Annotated in this window: 12 protein-coding genes; 10 read left to right on the top strand and 2 right to left on the bottom strand. The window is 61.7% G+C overall.

Annotation, left to right across the window (positions count from 1 at the left end):
* Positions 1-51: 51 nt before the first annotated feature.
* A complete protein-coding gene (locus Q4543_RS04580) occupies positions 52-279 on the bottom strand; it encodes a hypothetical protein (RefSeq protein ID WP_303436595.1) in 228 nt (75 codons plus the stop codon).
* Here Q4543_RS04580 and Q4543_RS04575 point away from each other — a divergent pair.
* The 6 genes from Q4543_RS04575 (at position 278) to Q4543_RS04550 (ending at position 12,352) form a co-directional block, all read left to right on the top strand.
* Positions 278-997, top strand: a complete 720-nt coding sequence (locus Q4543_RS04575; RefSeq protein WP_303436594.1) for a hypothetical protein — start codon at positions 278-280, stop codon at positions 995-997. The genes Q4543_RS04580 and Q4543_RS04575 overlap by 2 nt on opposite strands.
* Before the next feature lie 261 nt (positions 998-1,258).
* Positions 1,259-1,789 carry a 50S ribosomal protein L10 gene (gene rplJ / locus Q4543_RS04570; RefSeq protein WP_216006209.1) on the top strand — a complete coding sequence of 177 codons (531 nt, stop codon included), beginning with the start codon at positions 1,259-1,261 and terminating at the stop codon, positions 1,787-1,789.
* A gap of 72 nt (positions 1,790-1,861) precedes the next feature.
* Positions 1,862-2,239 (top strand): 50S ribosomal protein L7/L12, encoded by a 378-nt coding sequence (rplL, locus tag Q4543_RS04565; RefSeq protein WP_216006208.1) that lies wholly within the window; start codon positions 1,862-1,864, stop codon positions 2,237-2,239.
* 567 nt (positions 2,240-2,806) lie between these two features.
* The gene (gene rpoB / locus Q4543_RS04560) at positions 2,807-6,946 is read left to right on the top strand and encodes a DNA-directed RNA polymerase subunit beta (protein ID WP_216006311.1); all 4,140 of its coding nucleotides are present in this window, start codon (positions 2,807-2,809) and stop codon (positions 6,944-6,946) included.
* A gap of 109 nt (positions 6,947-7,055) precedes the next feature.
* Positions 7,056-11,312: a DNA-directed RNA polymerase subunit beta' gene (gene rpoC, locus Q4543_RS04555; RefSeq protein WP_303436593.1), complete on the top strand. Its 4,257-nt coding sequence runs from the start codon at positions 7,056-7,058 to the stop codon at positions 11,310-11,312.
* A gap of 134 nt (positions 11,313-11,446) precedes the next feature.
* Positions 11,447-12,352, top strand: a complete 906-nt coding sequence (locus Q4543_RS04550; protein WP_303436592.1) for a DMT family transporter — start codon at positions 11,447-11,449, stop codon at positions 12,350-12,352.
* Here the strand turns inward: Q4543_RS04550 and Q4543_RS04545 are convergent.
* Positions 12,328-13,128, bottom strand: coding sequence for a putative rhamnosyl transferase (locus Q4543_RS04545; RefSeq protein ID WP_303436591.1), 801 nt, complete (start codon positions 13,126-13,128; stop codon positions 12,328-12,330). The two genes, Q4543_RS04550 and Q4543_RS04545, sit on opposite strands and share 25 nt — an antisense overlap.
* Before the next feature lie 361 nt (positions 13,129-13,489).
* Between Q4543_RS04545 and rpsL the strand changes: the two genes are divergently transcribed.
* From rpsL to Q4543_RS04525, 4 genes are all read left to right on the top strand, one after another.
* Positions 13,490-13,861, top strand: coding sequence for a 30S ribosomal protein S12 (rpsL, locus tag Q4543_RS04540; protein WP_007118826.1), 372 nt, complete (start codon positions 13,490-13,492; stop codon positions 13,859-13,861).
* A gap of 14 nt (positions 13,862-13,875) precedes the next feature.
* Positions 13,876-14,346: a 30S ribosomal protein S7 gene (gene rpsG, locus Q4543_RS04535; RefSeq protein WP_216006204.1), complete on the top strand. Its 471-nt coding sequence runs from the start codon at positions 13,876-13,878 to the stop codon at positions 14,344-14,346.
* Between the two features lie 30 nt (positions 14,347-14,376).
* Positions 14,377-16,500, top strand: coding sequence for an elongation factor G (gene fusA / locus Q4543_RS04530; protein ID WP_303436584.1), 2,124 nt, complete (start codon positions 14,377-14,379; stop codon positions 16,498-16,500).
* 86 nt (positions 16,501-16,586) lie between these two features.
* The coding region (locus Q4543_RS04525; RefSeq protein ID WP_303436583.1) for a GTP-binding protein at positions 16,587-16,816 on the top strand (230 nt) is incomplete at its 3' end.

Here is a 16,816-nt window from a genome sequence, read left to right as displayed (position 1 = left end):
CAGTGATAATGGCGATTTCCGCTGTCGTGCATTCCGCCCGTGCGAGCCGAGTCACAGCGGTGCCGCGCAGATCGTGGAAGGTGAGCCCGTCAAGCCTTTGATCCAGCCAAGGTGATGGCGGCGTCCGGCGATCTGGAGTCTGCCGATCGTGCGACATTTTAAGGCGAAATGCCGGTGGATGTCGCGGCGGCGCGGTCCTGTTGCTGCGGTGCGGCGGATTTTGTCACCCTGTTGGGTTAACGTTTTCTTCATGCATTGTGCGATGGAGGCGTTTCTCATGACTGACTGTCCCGACATTCATCCTCTGGTTCCGGTTCACCTGCGCAAGTCACTGTCGCGTGGCATCGCGCGCGAGGCTTTCGAGCTTGCGGCGCGCGATGATGGCGACATGGCGCGCGTCATCGAGGCCACCGCTGGGCTTACCCGCCATGCGTCGAACCAAAGGCGCGTCGGAACGCGGCTGCGCAAGCTGCCGGGTGTGGTGCGGGTTGCGCGCAGCGGCGATGGCCTCTCGGTGGCGCTGCGCACCCGGCGCGAGATGATCCTGCTGGACGACGAGGGAGAGCAGTTTCGCGAAGAGGTGCTTGTCTACACGCGCGTGCGCGTCGCGCCGGCGCCGCATCGTCGACGTTACAGTATGGTACGGGTGTCGTTTTCCCCTCATGCGCTGCAGCGTCTGGTGCAGCGCTCGACCTGCGGCCTTGGCGGATTGCTACGGTTGATCGATGGCGAGGCGATAGCGCTGTTCGGGAGGCGCGGCCTGGTGGAGCAATCCGGTCCGGACAGATGCTGCCACCGCTCCGCGCGCTACGATGGAGTCTGGGCCGGGCAAATGGATCATTCCATGGTCGGCGATCACTGGCCGCTGCGCTATGAAACCGACCGTGACCGGCGCATCCCCACCTTCAGCGTCCGCACCTTCCTGTCGCCCGAAGAAATGTCGCCAAGCCTGTGGCTGGCATGGCAGGGCGATGACAGCCTGTCGCTGGCCTGCTGATCGGACAGGGCGCTGTGAAAACAGCTTGGCAAGAGCGCTCGCAGGCTGTAATGCCACCCGTGTTGGGGCGTTCGCGATTCGCGAAGGCCCTATTTCGTCCGAGACGGTGGGTTGGAGCAATCCTGTAATTCCTGCCCGAGACGGGAAGAGACATAACGTTCCGGATACTTGTGTTCCGGCTGCGCGATGCGACGACCCGACTTCGGACCTTTGCGGTCAGGGAAACCTGACCATAACGAGCCGGAGGGGTCTTCCCCCTCCATGAACTGGAGAGAAACTGTGGATAGAGCCCAGAAAGAGAAATTGGTCGATGAACTCGGCCAGATCTTCGCAAGCTCTGGCGTCGTGGTGGTTGCCCGCTACGAGGGTCTCACGGTTGCCGAGATGACGGACCTTCGCTCGCGCGCCAGCGCTGGTGAATCTGCGGTCCGCGTCGCCAAGAACAGGCTCGCCAAGATCGCTCTCGAGGGGACGCCGTGCGAAAGCATTGCTGAGTATCTCGGGGGCATGACCGTTCTCGTCTATTCCGAAGATCCCGTGGCAGCTGCCAAAGTGATCGAGGATTTCGCCAAGGATAACAAGAAACTCGAAGTCCTTGGCGGGAATATGGGCGGGACGGCACTGGACCGTGCCGGTGTTGAGGCCGTGTCGAAGATGCCGTCGCGCGATGAGCTTATTGCTTCCATCGTCGGCTGTATCGGCGCACCCGCCGCGAACATCGCCGGTGCCATTGGCGCACCTGCTTCGAACATCGCCTCCATCCTCTCGACGATCGAGGAAAAGGCGGCGTAAGCGCACCCGAATACCTTCGCGGGAGTCAAACCCCGCACGTTGGAACACAACTAAACAAACGGAAGTAGCAAAATGGCTGATCTTAAAGCACTTGCTGAGCAAATCGTGGGTCTGACCCTCCTGGAAGCTCAGGAACTGAAAACCATCCTCAAGGACGAGTACGGCATCGAGCCCGCAGCTGGCGGCGCCGTCATGATGGCAGGCCCGGCAGCAGCCGCAGGCGAAGCCGAAGAGGAAAAGACCGAGTTCGACGTGATCCTCAAAGCCGCTGGCGACAAGAAGATCAACGTGATCAAGGAAGTCCGTGGCATCACCGGTCTGGGCCTGAAAGAAGCCAAGGAACTGGTCGAAGCCGGCGGCAAGCCCGTCAAGGAAGGCGTCTCCAAGGCCGAAGCCGAAGAGCTCAAGAAGAAGCTGGAAGAAGCAGGCGCAGAAGTCGAGATCAAGTAATCTCGGTCTGCACCGTTCTTTCGAAAGGCGCCTCGCTTGCGGGGCGCCTTTTTCCATGTCTGGCGGCGGGATATCGATCGGACTGCTTGGTTGAAACCTTTCGGGAGGGGCGGGCGGAGGGTGGCGGGGCGGCGGCGTTGGTGAACTCTTGACGGGCAGGCACAATTCTGAGACTGTCATATCGTCCCGGGCTGCCGATTTTCGTGCGAGGCCCTTGCGTTCGATCTGTTCACACCTTATTTGGGAATTTCCTGCGGCTTCGTGCGATTCGAAGCTGCCGTTCGGCGTTTCGCCGGTCGCCGGATGAGACCCTTGAAAGGAGTGGCGGAAAACTCGGGATGATCAAAGGCTTTGCCTGCATCCTGATTCTGTAATCGTCGACAACCCTATTCCCCGACTTGGCAAGCTCCCCCGCTGGGGAGCTTTCCAAGGCAGGGATCGGATCGAGTGACCCGCGGTGGGACGCAGGTCGAGCATGGATCTGATGAATTGCCGTCTCGGATGGAGGCGCGGCCGGTGCCCGACGGCCCGCACCTTCGTTGAGAAGCTGAAAAGGTGACCAACCTCATGGCGCAAAGTTTCCTTGGCCAGAAACGTCTTCGCAGGTACTACGGCAAAATCCGTGAAGTGCTGGAAATGCCGAACCTTATCGAGGTTCAGAAATCCTCTTACCAACTTTTCCTGAAATCCGGCGACCAGCCCCAGCCGTCCGACGGCGAAGGCATCAAGGGCGTTTTCCAATCGGTTTTCCCGATCAAGGATTTCAACGAGACCGCGGTTCTCGAGTTCGTGTCTTACGATCTGGAAAAGCCGAAATACGACACCGAAGAGTGCATGCAGCGCGACATGACCTACAGCGCGCCGCTCAAGGTGACGCTGCGTCTCATCGTGTTCGATGTCGATGAGGATACCGGCGCGAAGTCGGTCAAGGACATCAAGGAACAGGATGTCTTCATGGGCGACATGCCCCTGATGACCCCGAACGGTACGTTCATCGTGAACGGCACCGAGCGCGTGATCGTGTCGCAGATGCACCGTTCGCCGGGCGTGTTCTTCGACCATGACAAGGGCAAGACGCACAGCTCGGGCAAGCTGCTGTTCGCCTGCCGGATCATTCCCTACCGCGGTTCGTGGCTCGACTTCGAATTCGACGCCAAGGACATCGTCTTTGCGCGCATCGACCGTCGCCGCAAGCTGCCGGTCACCACGCTTCTGTACGCTCTTGGCCTTGGCCAGGAAGAGATCATGGATGCGTATTACAACACGGTCGATTACACGCTGCGCCGTGGCGAGGGCTGGGTCACCAAGTTCTTCCCCGAGCGTGTGCGCGGCACCCGCCCGACCTATGATCTTGTCGATGCGGATTCGGGCGAAATCATCGCCGAAGCCACCAAGAAGATCACCCCGCGCGCCGTCAAGAAGCTGATCGATGAAGGCAATGTGCAGAACCTGCTGCTGCCGTTCGAGCAGATCATCGGCAAGTTCGTCGCCAAGGACATCATCAATGAAGAGACCGGCGCGATCTACGTCGAGGCTGGCGATGAGCTGACCTGGGTCGTCGACAAGGATGGCGAAGTCACCGGCGGATCGCTCAAGGATCTGATGGATGCGGGCATCACCGACATCCCGGTGCTGGACATCGACAACATCACCGTCGGCCCGTACATGCGCAACACCATGGCGGCAGACAAGAACATGGACCGCAGCGGCGCGCTGATGGACATCTACCGCGTCATGCGTCCGGGCGAGCCGCCCACCGTCGAGGCAGCCTCGGCGCTGTTCGACACGCTGTTCTTTGACAGCGAGCGCTATGACCTGTCGGCCGTGGGCCGGGTCAAGATGAACATGCGCCTTGCGCTTGAAAAGCCCGACACCCAGCGCACGCTGGACCGTGACGATATCGTCAAGTGCATCAAGGCGCTGGTCGATCTGCGCGACGGGCGCGGCGACATCGACGACATTGACCACCTCGGCAACCGCCGCGTGCGCTCTGTCGGCGAGCTGATGGAAAACCAGTACCGCGTCGGCCTGCTGCGCATGGAGCGCGCCATCAAGGAGCGTATGTCCAGCGTCGAGATCGACACGGTCATGCCGCAGGATCTGATCAACGCCAAACCGGCGGCCGCGGCTGTCCGCGAATTCTTCGGCTCTTCGCAGCTGTCGCAGTTCATGGACCAGACCAACCCGCTGTCCGAAGTGACGCACAAGCGTCGCCTGTCGGCCCTCGGGCCGGGCGGTCTGACCCGCGAACGCGCTGGCTTCGAGGTGCGCGACGTGCACCCGACCCACTATGGCCGGATGTGCCCGATTGAAACGCCGGAAGGCCCGAACATCGGTCTGATCAACTCGCTCGCCACCTTTGCCCGCGTCAACAAGTACGGTTTCATCGAAACCCCGTATCGCGTGGTCAAGGACAGCCAGGTCACGGACGAAGTCCACTACATGTCGGCGACCGAGGAAATGCGTCACACCGTGGCGCAGGCCAACGCGTCGCTGGACGAGGCTGGCAAGTTCACCAACGAGATGGTCAACACCCGGAAATCGGGCGACTATACGCTGGCCGCACGTGAGGCCGTCGATCTGATCGACGTCTCGCCCAAGCAGCTGGTCTCGGTCGGTGCCTCGCTGATCCCGTTCCTTGAAAACGACGACGCAAACCGCGCCCTGATGGGTGCGAACATGCAGCGTCAGGCGGTTCCGACCCTGCGCGCCGAGGCGCCGCTGGTCGGCACCGGCATCGAAGGCAAGGTCGCCATCGACTCCGGCGCGGCCATTCAGGCCAAGCGCGCGGGCATCGTCGATCAGGTCGACGCGCAGCGGATCGTGATCCGTGCGACGTCCGATCTGGAGCTGGGCGATGCCGGGGTGGATATCTACCGGATGCGCAAGTTCCAGCGTTCGAACCAGAACACCTGCATCAACCAGAAGCCTCTGGTGAAAGTGGGTCAGACGGTCGACAAGGGCGAGATTGTGGCCGACGGCCCGTCGACGGACATGGGGGAACTGGCGCTCGGCAAGAACGTCATGGTCGCCTTCATGCCGTGGAATGGCTACAACTACGAAGACTCGATCCTGATCTCCGAGCGCATCGCCCGCGATGACGTGTTCACCTCTGTCCACATCGAGGAATTCGAAGTGGCGGCGCGCGACACCAAGCTCGGGCCGGAAGAGATCACCCGCGACATCCCGAACGTCGGCGAGGAAGCTCTTCGCAACCTCGACGAAGCCGGTATCGTCTACATCGGCGCCGACGTCGAACCGGGCGACATCCTTGTGGGCAAGATCACCCCCAAGGGCGAGAGCCCGATGACGCCGGAAGAAAAGCTGCTGCGCGCCATCTTCGGCGAAAAGGCATCGGATGTGCGCGACACCTCGCTGCGGGTCAAGCCGGGTGATTACGGCACCGTTGTCGAAGTGCGGGTGTTCAACCGTCACGGCGTCGAAAAAGATGAACGTGCGCTGCAGATCGAGCGCGAGGAAGTCGAACGTCTGGCCCGTGACCGGGACGACGAGCTGGCGATCCTTGACCGCAACATCTACGCGCGTCTGCACGATCTGGTCCTTGGCAAGATCGCGGTGAAGGGGCCCAAGGGCGTCCGCCCGAATGCCGAGATCACCGAAGAACTGCTTGGCACGCTGAGCCGTGGCCAGTGGTGGCAGCTTGCCCTTGCAGAAGAGCAGGACGCGCAGATCGTCGAGGCGCTGCACGAGCAATACGAGGTGCAAAAGCGTACGCTTGATGCTCGCTTCGAAGACAAGGTCGAGAAGGTCCGTCGTGGCGACGACCTGCCGCCGGGTGTGATGAAGATGGTCAAGGTCTTCGTAGCGGTGAAGCGCAAGCTGCAGCCGGGCGACAAGATGGCCGGTCGTCACGGCAACAAGGGCGTCATTTCCCGTGTTGTTCCGATGGAAGACATGCCGTTCCTCGAAGACGGCACGCCGGTCGACTTCTGCCTCAACCCGCTGGGCGTGCCCTCGCGGATGAACGTCGGGCAGATCCTCGAAACCCACATGGGCTGGGCATCGCGCGGTCTTGGCATCAAGATCGACGAGGCACTTCAGGATTATCGCCGCTCTGGCGACCTGACGCCGGTTCGCGAAGCCATGCGCATCGCCTATGGTGACGAGGTCTACGACGAAGGCATCGAAGGCATGGACGAAGAGCAGCTGGTGGAAGCCGCTGGCAACGTCACCCGCGGCGTTCCCATCGCGACCCCGGTCTTCGACGGCGCTAAGGAAGCCGACATCGACGACGCGCTGCTGCGCGCAGGCTTCGATTCGACGGCGCAATCGCGTCTGTTCGACGGGCGCACCGGCGACGAGTTCAGCCGCAAGGTGACGGTGGGCATGAAGTACCTGCTCAAGCTGCACCACCTTGTGGATGACAAGATCCACGCGCGTTCGACCGGGCCGTACAGCCTTGTGACCCAGCAGCCGCTGGGTGGTAAGGCGCAGTTTGGTGGCCAGCGTTTCGGGGAAATGGAGGTCTGGGCTCTGGAAGCTTACGGCGCCGCCTACACCCTGCAGGAAATGCTGACCGTGAAATCGGATGACGTCGCAGGGCGGACCAAGGTCTACGAAAGCATCGTCAAGGGCGAGGACAATTACGAGGCGGGCGTTCCCGAGAGCTTCAACGTGCTCGTCAAGGAAGTCCGCGGCCTCGGCCTGAACATGGAACTCCTGGACGCCGAAGGCGGGGAAGAGTGACGAAGGATTTTCCCACGAAAATTCTTCCGAGCCTGAAGTCCCAAGATCTTTCCTCCGAAAGATCTTGGGCGCCCCACCTCACCGGCAACCATGACACAAAGGTTTCGACATGAACCAGGAACTGACGAACAACCCGTTCAACCCGCTGACCCCGCCCAAGGTTTTCGACGAGATCAAGGTCTCGCTCGCATCGCCCGAGCGTATCCTCAGCTGGTCCTACGGTGAGATCAAAAAGCCCGAGACGATCAACTACCGCACGTTCAAGCCCGAGCGCGACGGCCTGTTCTGCGCACGCATCTTTGGTCCGATCAAGGATTACGAATGCCTGTGCGGAAAGTACAAGCGCATGAAGTATCGCGGCGTTGTCTGCGAAAAATGCGGTGTGGAAGTCACGCTGCAAAAGGTGCGCCGCGAGCGCATGGGCCACATTGAGCTGGCCGCGCCCTGCGCGCACATCTGGTTCCTCAAGTCGCTGCCCTCGCGCATCGGCCTGATGCTGGACATGACGTTGCGCGATCTGGAACGCGTGCTGTATTTCGAAAACTACGTGGTGATCGAACCCGGCCTGACCGATCTGACCTATGGTCAGATGATGACAGAGGATGAATTCCTCGACGCGCAGGACCAGTTCGGCATGGATGCCTTTACCGCCAATATCGGCGCTGAAGCGATCCGCGAAATGCTGGCCGCGATCGACCTTGAGGCCGAAGCCGACACGCTGCGCGCTGATCTCAAGGAAGCGACCGGCGAGCTGAAGCCCAAGAAGATCATCAAGCGCCTCAAGGTGGTGGAATCCTTCCTTGAATCCGGCAACCGTCCGGAATGGATGGTCCTGACGGTGATCCCGGTCATCCCGCCCGAGCTGCGTCCGCTGGTGCCGCTGGATGGTGGCCGCTTTGCGACCTCCGACCTCAACGACCTGTATCGCCGGGTGATCAACCGGAACAACCGTCTCAAGCGGCTGATCGAACTGCGCGCGCCCGATATCATCGTGCGCAACGAAAAGCGGATGCTGCAGGAAGCCGTCGACGCGCTGTTCGACAACGGTCGCCGTGGCCGCGTCATCACTGGCGCCAACAAGCGCCCGCTGAAGTCGCTGTCCGACATGCTCAAGGGCAAGCAGGGCCGCTTCCGTCAGAACCTTCTGGGTAAGCGGGTCGATTTCTCGGGCCGTTCGGTCATCGTGACCGGTCCGGAACTGAAGCTGCACCAGTGCGGTCTGCCCAAGAAGATGGCGCTCGAACTGTTCAAGCCGTTCATCTACTCGCGGCTCGAGGCCAAGGGCCTGTCTTCGACGGTCAAGCAGGCCAAGAAGCTGGTCGAAAAAGAGCGCCCCGAAGTCTGGGACATCCTCGACGAGGTCATCCGTGAGCACCCGGTTCTGCTGAACCGCGCGCCCACGCTGCACCGTCTGGGCATTCAGGCGTTTGAACCGCAACTGATCGAAGGCAAGGCGATCCAGCTTCACCCGCTGGTCTGCTCGGCCTTCAACGCCGACTTCGACGGTGACCAGATGGCCGTTCACGTGCCGCTCTCGCTGGAAGCCCAGCTTGAAGCGCGCGTGCTGATGATGTCGACGAACAACGTTCTGTCGCCCGCCAACGGCGCGCCGATCATCGTTCCTTCGCAGGACATGATCCTTGGCATCTACTACGTCACTATCATGCGCGAGGGCATGAAGGGCGAAGGCATGATGTTCTCGTCCATCGAAGAGGTCGAGCACGCCCTGACCGCTGGCGAAGTGCACCTGCACGCCAAGATCCAGTGCCGGGTCAAGCAGATCGACGAGCATGGCGACGAGATCGTCAAGCGCTACGAGACCACGCCGGGCCGTGTGCGGCTTGGTGCGCTGCTGCCGATGAACGCCAAGGCGCCGTTTGACCTTGTCAACGGGCTGCTGCGCAAGAAGGACGTGCAGAAGGTCATCGACACCGTCTACCGCTACTGCGGCCAGAAAGAGTCGGTCATTTTCTGCGACCAGATCATGTCGATGGGCTTCAAGGAGGCGTTCAAGGCGGGCATCTCCTTCGGCAAGGCCGACATGGTGATCCCGGACAACAAGTGGACTCTGGTCGAGGACACCCGTGATCAGGTCAAGGACTTCGAACAGCAGTACATGGACGGCCTGATCACTCAGGGCGAAAAGTACAACAAGGTGGTCGATGCCTGGTCGAAGTGTAACGACAAGGTCACCGACGCCATGATGAACACCATCTCGGCCAAGAAGACCGATGACAATGGCGCCGAAAAGGAACCGAACTCGGTTTACATGATGGCGCACTCCGGTGCGCGTGGCTCGGTCACGCAGATGAAGCAGCTGGGCGGGATGCGCGGCCTGATGGCGAAGCCGAACGGAGACATCATCGAAACGCCGATCATCTCGAACTTCAAGGAAGGTCTGACCGTTCTTGAATACTTCAACTCGACCCACGGCGCGCGGAAGGGTCTGTCGGACACCGCTCTGAAGACGGCGAACTCGGGCTACCTGACCCGCCGTCTGGTGGACGTGGCGCAGGACTGCATCGTTCGTCAGCACGATTGCGGCACCGACAACGCCATCACCGCCGAAGCGGCGGTGAACGACGGTGAAGTCGTGGCGAGCCTTGGCGAACGTCTTCTGGGCCGTGTCGCGGCCGAGGATATCCTGCGTCCGGGCACCGACGAGGTGATCGTGCGTCATGGTCAGCTCATCGACGAGCGCATGGCGGATGCGGTCGAAGAGGCCGCAGTTCAGGTGGCGCGCATCCGTTCGCCGCTGACCTGCGAAGCCGAAGAGGGCGTTTGCGCCATGTGCTACGGGCGTGACCTCGCGCGCGGCACCATGGTCAACACCGGCGAGGCTGTCGGCATCATCGCCGCGCAGTCCATCGGCGAGCCGGGCACCCAGCTGACGATGCGGACCTTCCACATCGGCGGCGTTGCGCAGGGTGGCCAGCAGTCCTTCCTCGAAGCCTCGCAAGAAGGCGTGATCGAGTTCGAGAACGCCTCGACGCTCGAGAACGTCCTTGGCGAGACCCTCGTGATGGGCCGCAACATGAAGCTGCGCATCATGGGCGAGGACGGCAAGGAACGTGCCAGCCACAAGCTGGGTTACGGCACCAAGCTGTTCGTCACCGATGGCGGCACCGTGGCCCGCGGCGACAAGCTGTTCGAATGGGATCCCTACACCCTGCCGATCATCGCCGAGGCGGATGGTATCGCGCGTCACGTCGACCTTGTTCAGGGTATGGCCGTGCGCGACGAGACCGACGATGCCACCGGCATGTCCCAGAAGATCGTGATCGACTGGCGTGCGGCACCGAAGGGCAACGAGCTCAAGCCCGAGATCATCCTGATGGATGGCGACGGCGAGCCGCTGCGCAACGCCGCTGGCAACCCGATCACCTACCCGATGTCTGTGGACGCGATCCTCAGCTGCGAAGACGGGCAGGAGATCAAGGCCGGTGACGTCGTGGCGCGTATTCCGCGCGAAGGTGCGAAGACCAAGGACATCACCGGTGGTCTGCCGCGTGTGGCCGAACTCTTCGAAGCACGTCGTCCGAAAGACAACGCGATCATCGCGGAAATCGACGGCTACGTGCGCTTTGGCAAGGACTACAAGAACAAGCGCCGCATCGCGATCGATCCGGTCGACGATACGCTTGAGTCCAAGGAATACATGATCCCGAAGGGCAAGCACATCCCGGTGGTCGAAGGCGACTTCGTCCAGAAGGGCGATTACATCATGGACGGCAACCCGGCGCCGCATGACATCCTTGCCATCATGGGTGTCGAGGCTCTGGCGAACTACATGATCGACGAAGTGCAGGACGTGTATCGACTGCAGGGCGTGAAGATCAACGACAAGCACATCGAGGTCATCGTCCGCCAGATGCTGCAGAAGTGGGAGATCTCGGACTCGGGAGATACCACGCTGCTCAAGGGTGAACACGTCGACAAGGCGGAATTCATCGCGGCAAACGAGAAGGCCGAGAAAAAGGGCGGGCGTCCTGCTCAGGGCGAGCCGATCCTTCTGGGGATCACCAAGGCGTCGCTTCAGACCCGGTCCTTCATCTCGGCTGCCTCCTTCCAGGAGACGACGCGCGTGCTGACCGAAGCTTCGGTGCAGGGCAAGCGCGACACGCTCGTGGGCCTCAAGGAGAACGTCATCGTTGGCCGCCTGATCCCGGCGGGCACCGGTGGCGCGACCCAGCGGGTGCGCAAGATCGCAACCGATCGCGACGGCAAGGTCATCGATGTCAAGCGTGCCGAGGCGGATGCCGCGGCCCGTCTAGCGGCGCCCGAGCCCGACATGTCGAGCAGCGACGTCATCGGCGGCGACGAGTTCGACAACCTCGTGGTGGATACACCGGAAAGCCGCGAGTAATCGCGACCGCCTGAAACGAACCGGGGGCCTCCGCAATGCGGGGGCCCTTTTTCTGTCTGCCGAGGGGCGGAAAATTGTACGTGGTACAACAAATCCTCTTTTCCGGCAGGATGGCTTTGCGTACCGCTTGGCGTATGGTCACCCTTTCCGATAATACCCGCGGCGCGCTGCTGATGATGGGCTCGATGGCAGGGTTCGTGATGGGCGATACCTGCGTCAAGGCCATCGGCACGGCGCTTCCTCTTGGCGAGGTGCTGCTGTTGCGTGGTCTTCTGGCGACCGGGCTGGTGACCCTGCTGGCGTGGCGCCTGAGGGCCCTGCGCTTCGATCTGGGATGCCGCGACTGGCTGCTGGTACTGGCCCGCGCACTGGCCGAGATCGGCTCTACATGGTTCTATTTCGTGGCGCTGCGCAACATGCCACTGACCAATGTGACGGCGCTTTTGCAGATGCTGCCGTTGACGCTGACGCTTGGCTCGGCGGTGGTGTTCCGCGAGCCGGTAGGGTGGCGGCGATGGCTGGCGATCGGGGTGGGGTTCTGCGGAATGCTGCTGATCGTGCGCCCCGGCACCGAGGGGTTCACGGTGTATTCGGTGTCCGCGCTGATCGCGGTGGTGTTCGTGACCATCCGCGATTTGCTGATCCGGCGCATGTCGCGCCATGTGCCGTCGCTGATGGTGGTTTGGGTGGCCTCTGTGGGGGTGATCCTGTTTGCCTGCGCGCTGTCGCTAAGCGAGACATGGGTGCCGCTCGACGGGCGCACCGGCGGGCTGTTGGCATTGGCGGCGGTGCTGGTGTCGATGGGCTACAGCCTGTCGGTGATGGTGATGCGCCACGGCGAGGTCAGCTTTACCGCGCCGTTCCGCTATACCGGGCTGGTCTGGGCGCTGGTGTTGGGCCTGCTGGTGTTCGGAGACTGGCCGCACCCGCTGACCCTGATCGGCGCCGCGATCATCGTGGCGACCGGTGTGTTCACGCTGGTGCGCGAAGCGCAGCTGCGCCGCCGTGCGCTGCGTCAGGCAAAGATGCGCCTGATCTGATCGGCATCAATGGCGTACAGCCTGCGGAACTCGGCCTCGCCCTGCGCGTCGAGCCGGGGCAGGGAGACCGGCTTTACATGGGATTTCTGCCGTGAATCATTATGCGCATTGTGGCCGCGCACATACATCGGGCGATCGGTGAAGGTGAGCGTCGGCATGAAGCGCAGGATCTTGTTGTGCCCGAAGTTCATGATGCTCTGCCGTACCCGCGGCTGCACCGCCATGGCCTGCGCTACACCCCAGTAGGGCGTCACGCTTTCTTCGGCGCAGATGCCTTGCGCGTCGGGGCGGGCGACATGGCCCCGATTCCAGTCAAAGCCCACAAGCCGGTGCTTGGCCAGCAGCGGCAGCACGTCGGAGGCCGCCTCGCGCAGGGTGGCGACGAAATCCACGCTCACCGCATCGTCGTCGTCATGGCGGAACTGCAGGCAGGGTTCGGACAGATCGCGCGCCTCGTTGATGACCTCCTGACAGACGCTCCGGTGCGGCCCGGCGGGGCGCGCTACGATGCGGGCCTGCGGGAAATCCGCCAGCAGCGCCTCGAGCCGGGCGCGGTATTGGGCGGGCAGCGACGTGCCCACCAGCACCAGAAACAGGAAGTCTGAATCGGTCTGCGCCTTGAGCCCGGGCAGGCAGATGGTCTCGAAATATGCGAAGCGTTCTTGCATGCGTGCAGGGGCGTAAAGATAGGCCTCGCGAGTCGCCAGATCGTCGTGTTCGACCTGGAATCCCCCCTCTGCAGGCCATGAAAACCGGCAGAAACCGATGACTTGCATTCGGGCAACTCCTCTGCGACACCGCTTTGATGTGCATGGCACCGCAGCATTGCGCTTGCAAGGGCAGGGCGTTGTTGACATGGGGCGCGACTCCTCATATACGCGCCTCAATTCGTCGCGGCCTTAGTCCGTCCGGCGCAATTTACACTACTGAAGCGGTCAAGATCCGGGCCGAAATGCCCCGATCCTCTGTACATCCACCGCGGCGTCCCGATCGGGACGGGTGCGGTGCTTTGCGTCTTTTCTGATGACCGTCAGGGGGCGCGCAAGCCGGTGACCTGCGGACGCGCAGGGCGCCTTGAAATTTGGAACCAGCACGGGCTTCCCGTGCACACATATGTGAGAAACGGGGAAGACACCCATGCCCACGATCCAGCAGCTGATCCGCAAGCCGCGGCAGCCGAAAGTCAAGCGTTCGAAGTCCATGCACCTGCAGGAATGCCCGCAGAAGCGTGGCGTCTGTACGCGCGTTTACACCACCACCCCGAAGAAGCCGAACTCCGCTATGCGGAAGGTTGCCAAGGTTCGCCTGACCAACGGCTTCGAGGTCATCAGCTACATCCCCGGCGAGAGCCACAACCTCCAGGAGCACTCGGTCGTGCTGATCCGTGGCGGCCGTGTGAAAGACCTTCCGGGCGTTCGTTACCACATCCTGCGTGGCGTGCTCGACACCCAGGGCGTCAAGGATCGGAAGCAGCGTCGCTCGAAGTACGGCGCGAAGCGTCCCAAGTAAGAGGATTTACGGATATGTCTCGTCGTCACGCCGCTGAAAAGCGCGATGTCCTGCCCGACGCCAAGTTTGGCGATGTCGTGCTGACCAAATTCATGAACAACCTGATGATCGATGGTAAAAAGTCGGTCGCGGAAAAGATCGTCTACAACGCGCTTGAGCGCGTCGAAGGCAAGATCAAGCGCGCACCCGTGGAAGTGTTCCACGAGGCGCTTGAAAACATCAAGCCGTCCGTCGAAGTGCGTTCGCGCCGCGTCGGTGGTGCCACCTATCAGGTGCCCGTCGAAGTGCGTATCGAGCGTCGCGAAGCGCTGGCCATCCGCTGGCTGATCAACGCATCGCGCGCCCGTAACGAGAACACCATGGAAGAGCGCCTCGCGGGCGAGCTGATCGACGCGGTCCAGTCGCGTGGTGCAGCCGTCAAGAAGCGTGAAGACACGCACAAGATGGCCGACGCAAACAAAGCGTTCAGCCACTACCGCTGGTAACAGAACTTCCCTCCGGAAAGGCAGTCCATTATGGCACGCGAATATCCGCTCACACGTTACCGCAACTTCGGGATCATGGCCCACATCGACGCGGGCAAGACCACGACGACTGAGCGTATCCTCTACTACACCGGCCGGTCGCACAAGATCGGCGAAGTCCATGATGGCGCCGCCACCATGGACTGGATGGAGCAGGAGCAGGAGCGGGGCATCACGATCACATCCGCTGCCACCACCACCTTCTGGCAGTGGCAGGAAGATCCGACCGAGGAAGGTACCTCGGACACGAAGTTCCGCTACAACATCATCGACACTCCCGGCCACGTTGACTTCACCATCGAAGTCGAGCGTTCTCTGGCCGTGCTCGACGGTGCCATCTGCCTTCTGGACGGGAACGCCGGCGTCGAGCCGCAGACCGAAACCGTGTGGCGTCAGGCTGACCGCTACAAGGTTCCGCGGATCGTCTTCGTCAACAAGATGGACAAGATCGGCGCCGACTTCTTCAACTGCGTGAAGATGATCAAGGATCGCACCGGTGCGATTCCGGTTCCGGTCAACTTCCCGATCGGTGCGGAAGACCAGCTCGAGGGCATCGTCGACCTCGTGACCATGGAAGAGTGGGTGTGGAAGGGTGAAGACCTTGGCGCCTCCTGGACCCGTGGCCCGATCCGCGACGAGCTGAAGGATCTTGCCGACGAGTGGCGCTCGCACCTGATCGAGCACGCGGTCGAGCAGGACGATGCGGCCATGGAAGCCTATCTCGAAGGCGAAGAGCCCGATATCGCAACCCTGCGGAAGCTGATCCGCAAGGGCACGCTTTCGCTGTCCTTCGTTCCGGTTCTGGGTGGCTCGGCGTTCAAGAACAAGGGCGTTCAGCCGCTTCTGAACGGCGTTGTCGACTTCCTTCCCGGTCCGCTCGACGTGCCCGCCTACACGGGCTTCTCGCCGGACGACGAGACGGAAACCCGCAACATCGAGCGTCATGCCGATGATAGCGAGCCGTTCTCGGGCCTCGCGTTCAAGATCATGAACGACCCGTTCGTGGGCACGCTGACCTTCACCCGGATCTATTCCGGGACCCTGAAGAAGGGCGACGGCATCATGAACTCGACCAAAGGCCGCAAAGAGCGCATCGGTCGTATGATGATGATGCACTCGAACAACCGCGAAGAGATCGACGAAGCCTTCGCAGGCGACATCATCGCGCTGGCCGGTCTCAAAGAGACCACCACCGGTGACACCCTGTGCGACGCTCAGAAGCAGGTGGTCCTTGAGACCATGACCTTCCCCGAGCCGGTGATCGAGATCGCGATCGAGCCCAAGACCAAGAACGACCAGGAGAAGATGTCCCAGGGTCTGCAGCGGCTTGCCGCCGAAGATCCGTCCTTCCGCGTCGAGACCGACATGGAGTCGGGTCAGACCATCATGAAGGGCATGGGCGAACTTCACCTCGACATTCTGGTCGACCGCCTCAAGCGCGAGTTCAAGGTCGAAGCCAACATCGGTGCGCCGCAGGTGGCCTATCGCGAGACCATCGGTCACGAGATCGAGCACACCTACACCCACAAGAAGCAGTCGGGTGGTTCGGGTCAGTTCGCCGAAGTGAAGATGGTCATTTCGCCGACAGAAGCTGGCGAAGGCTATTCCTTCGAAAGCAAGATCGTCGGCGGCGCCGTGCCCAAGGAATACATTCCGGGTGTGGAAAAGGGTGTGAAGTCGGTGATGGACTCCGGTCCGCTTGCAGGCTTCCCGGTGATCGACTTCAAGGTGCAGCTGATCGACGGCAAGTTCCACGACGTGGACTCCTCGGTTCTCGCCTTCGAAATCGCCTCGCGGATGTGCATGCGTGAAGGTCTTCGCAAGGCTGGTGCGAAACTGCTCGAGCCGATGATGAAGGTCGAAGTGATCACGCCGGAAGAATACACCGGTTCGATCATCGGCGATCTGACCTCGCGTCGGGGTCAGGTGTCGGGGCAGGATACGCGCGGCAATGCCGTGGCGATCAGCGCCTTCGTTCCGCTGGCCAACATGTTCGGCTACATCAACAACCTGCGCTCGATGTCTTCGGGCCGCGCGCAGTTCTCGATGCAGTTCGACCATTACGACCCGGTTCCGCAGAACATCTCTGACGAGATCCAAGCGAAATACGCATAAGACGGGTGGCGGGGGAAACCCCGCCCTACCCATTCCCGTAGGGTGCGCATCCGCGCATCATCCGACAAGACAGAGGAGCCAATACCATGGCAAAGGAAAAGTTTGCGCGGAACAAACCGCACTGCAACATCGGCACGATCGGGCACGTTGACCACGGCAAGACGACGCTGACGGCGGCGATCACCAAGTACTTCGGCGACTTCCGCGCCTATGACCAGATCGACGGCGCGCCCGAAGAGAAGGCCCGCGGCATCACGATCTCGACCGCGCACGTGGAATACGAGACCGAAGCGCGTCACTACGCCCACGTCGACTG

The sequence above is a fragment of the Salipiger sp. 1_MG-2023 genome (assembly GCF_030547555.1).
Lineage (GTDB): Bacteria > Pseudomonadota > Alphaproteobacteria > Rhodobacterales > Rhodobacteraceae > Salipiger.
The sequence above is the reverse complement of the archived record's forward strand: the minus strand, read 5'-3'. Positions and strand labels throughout refer to the sequence as shown.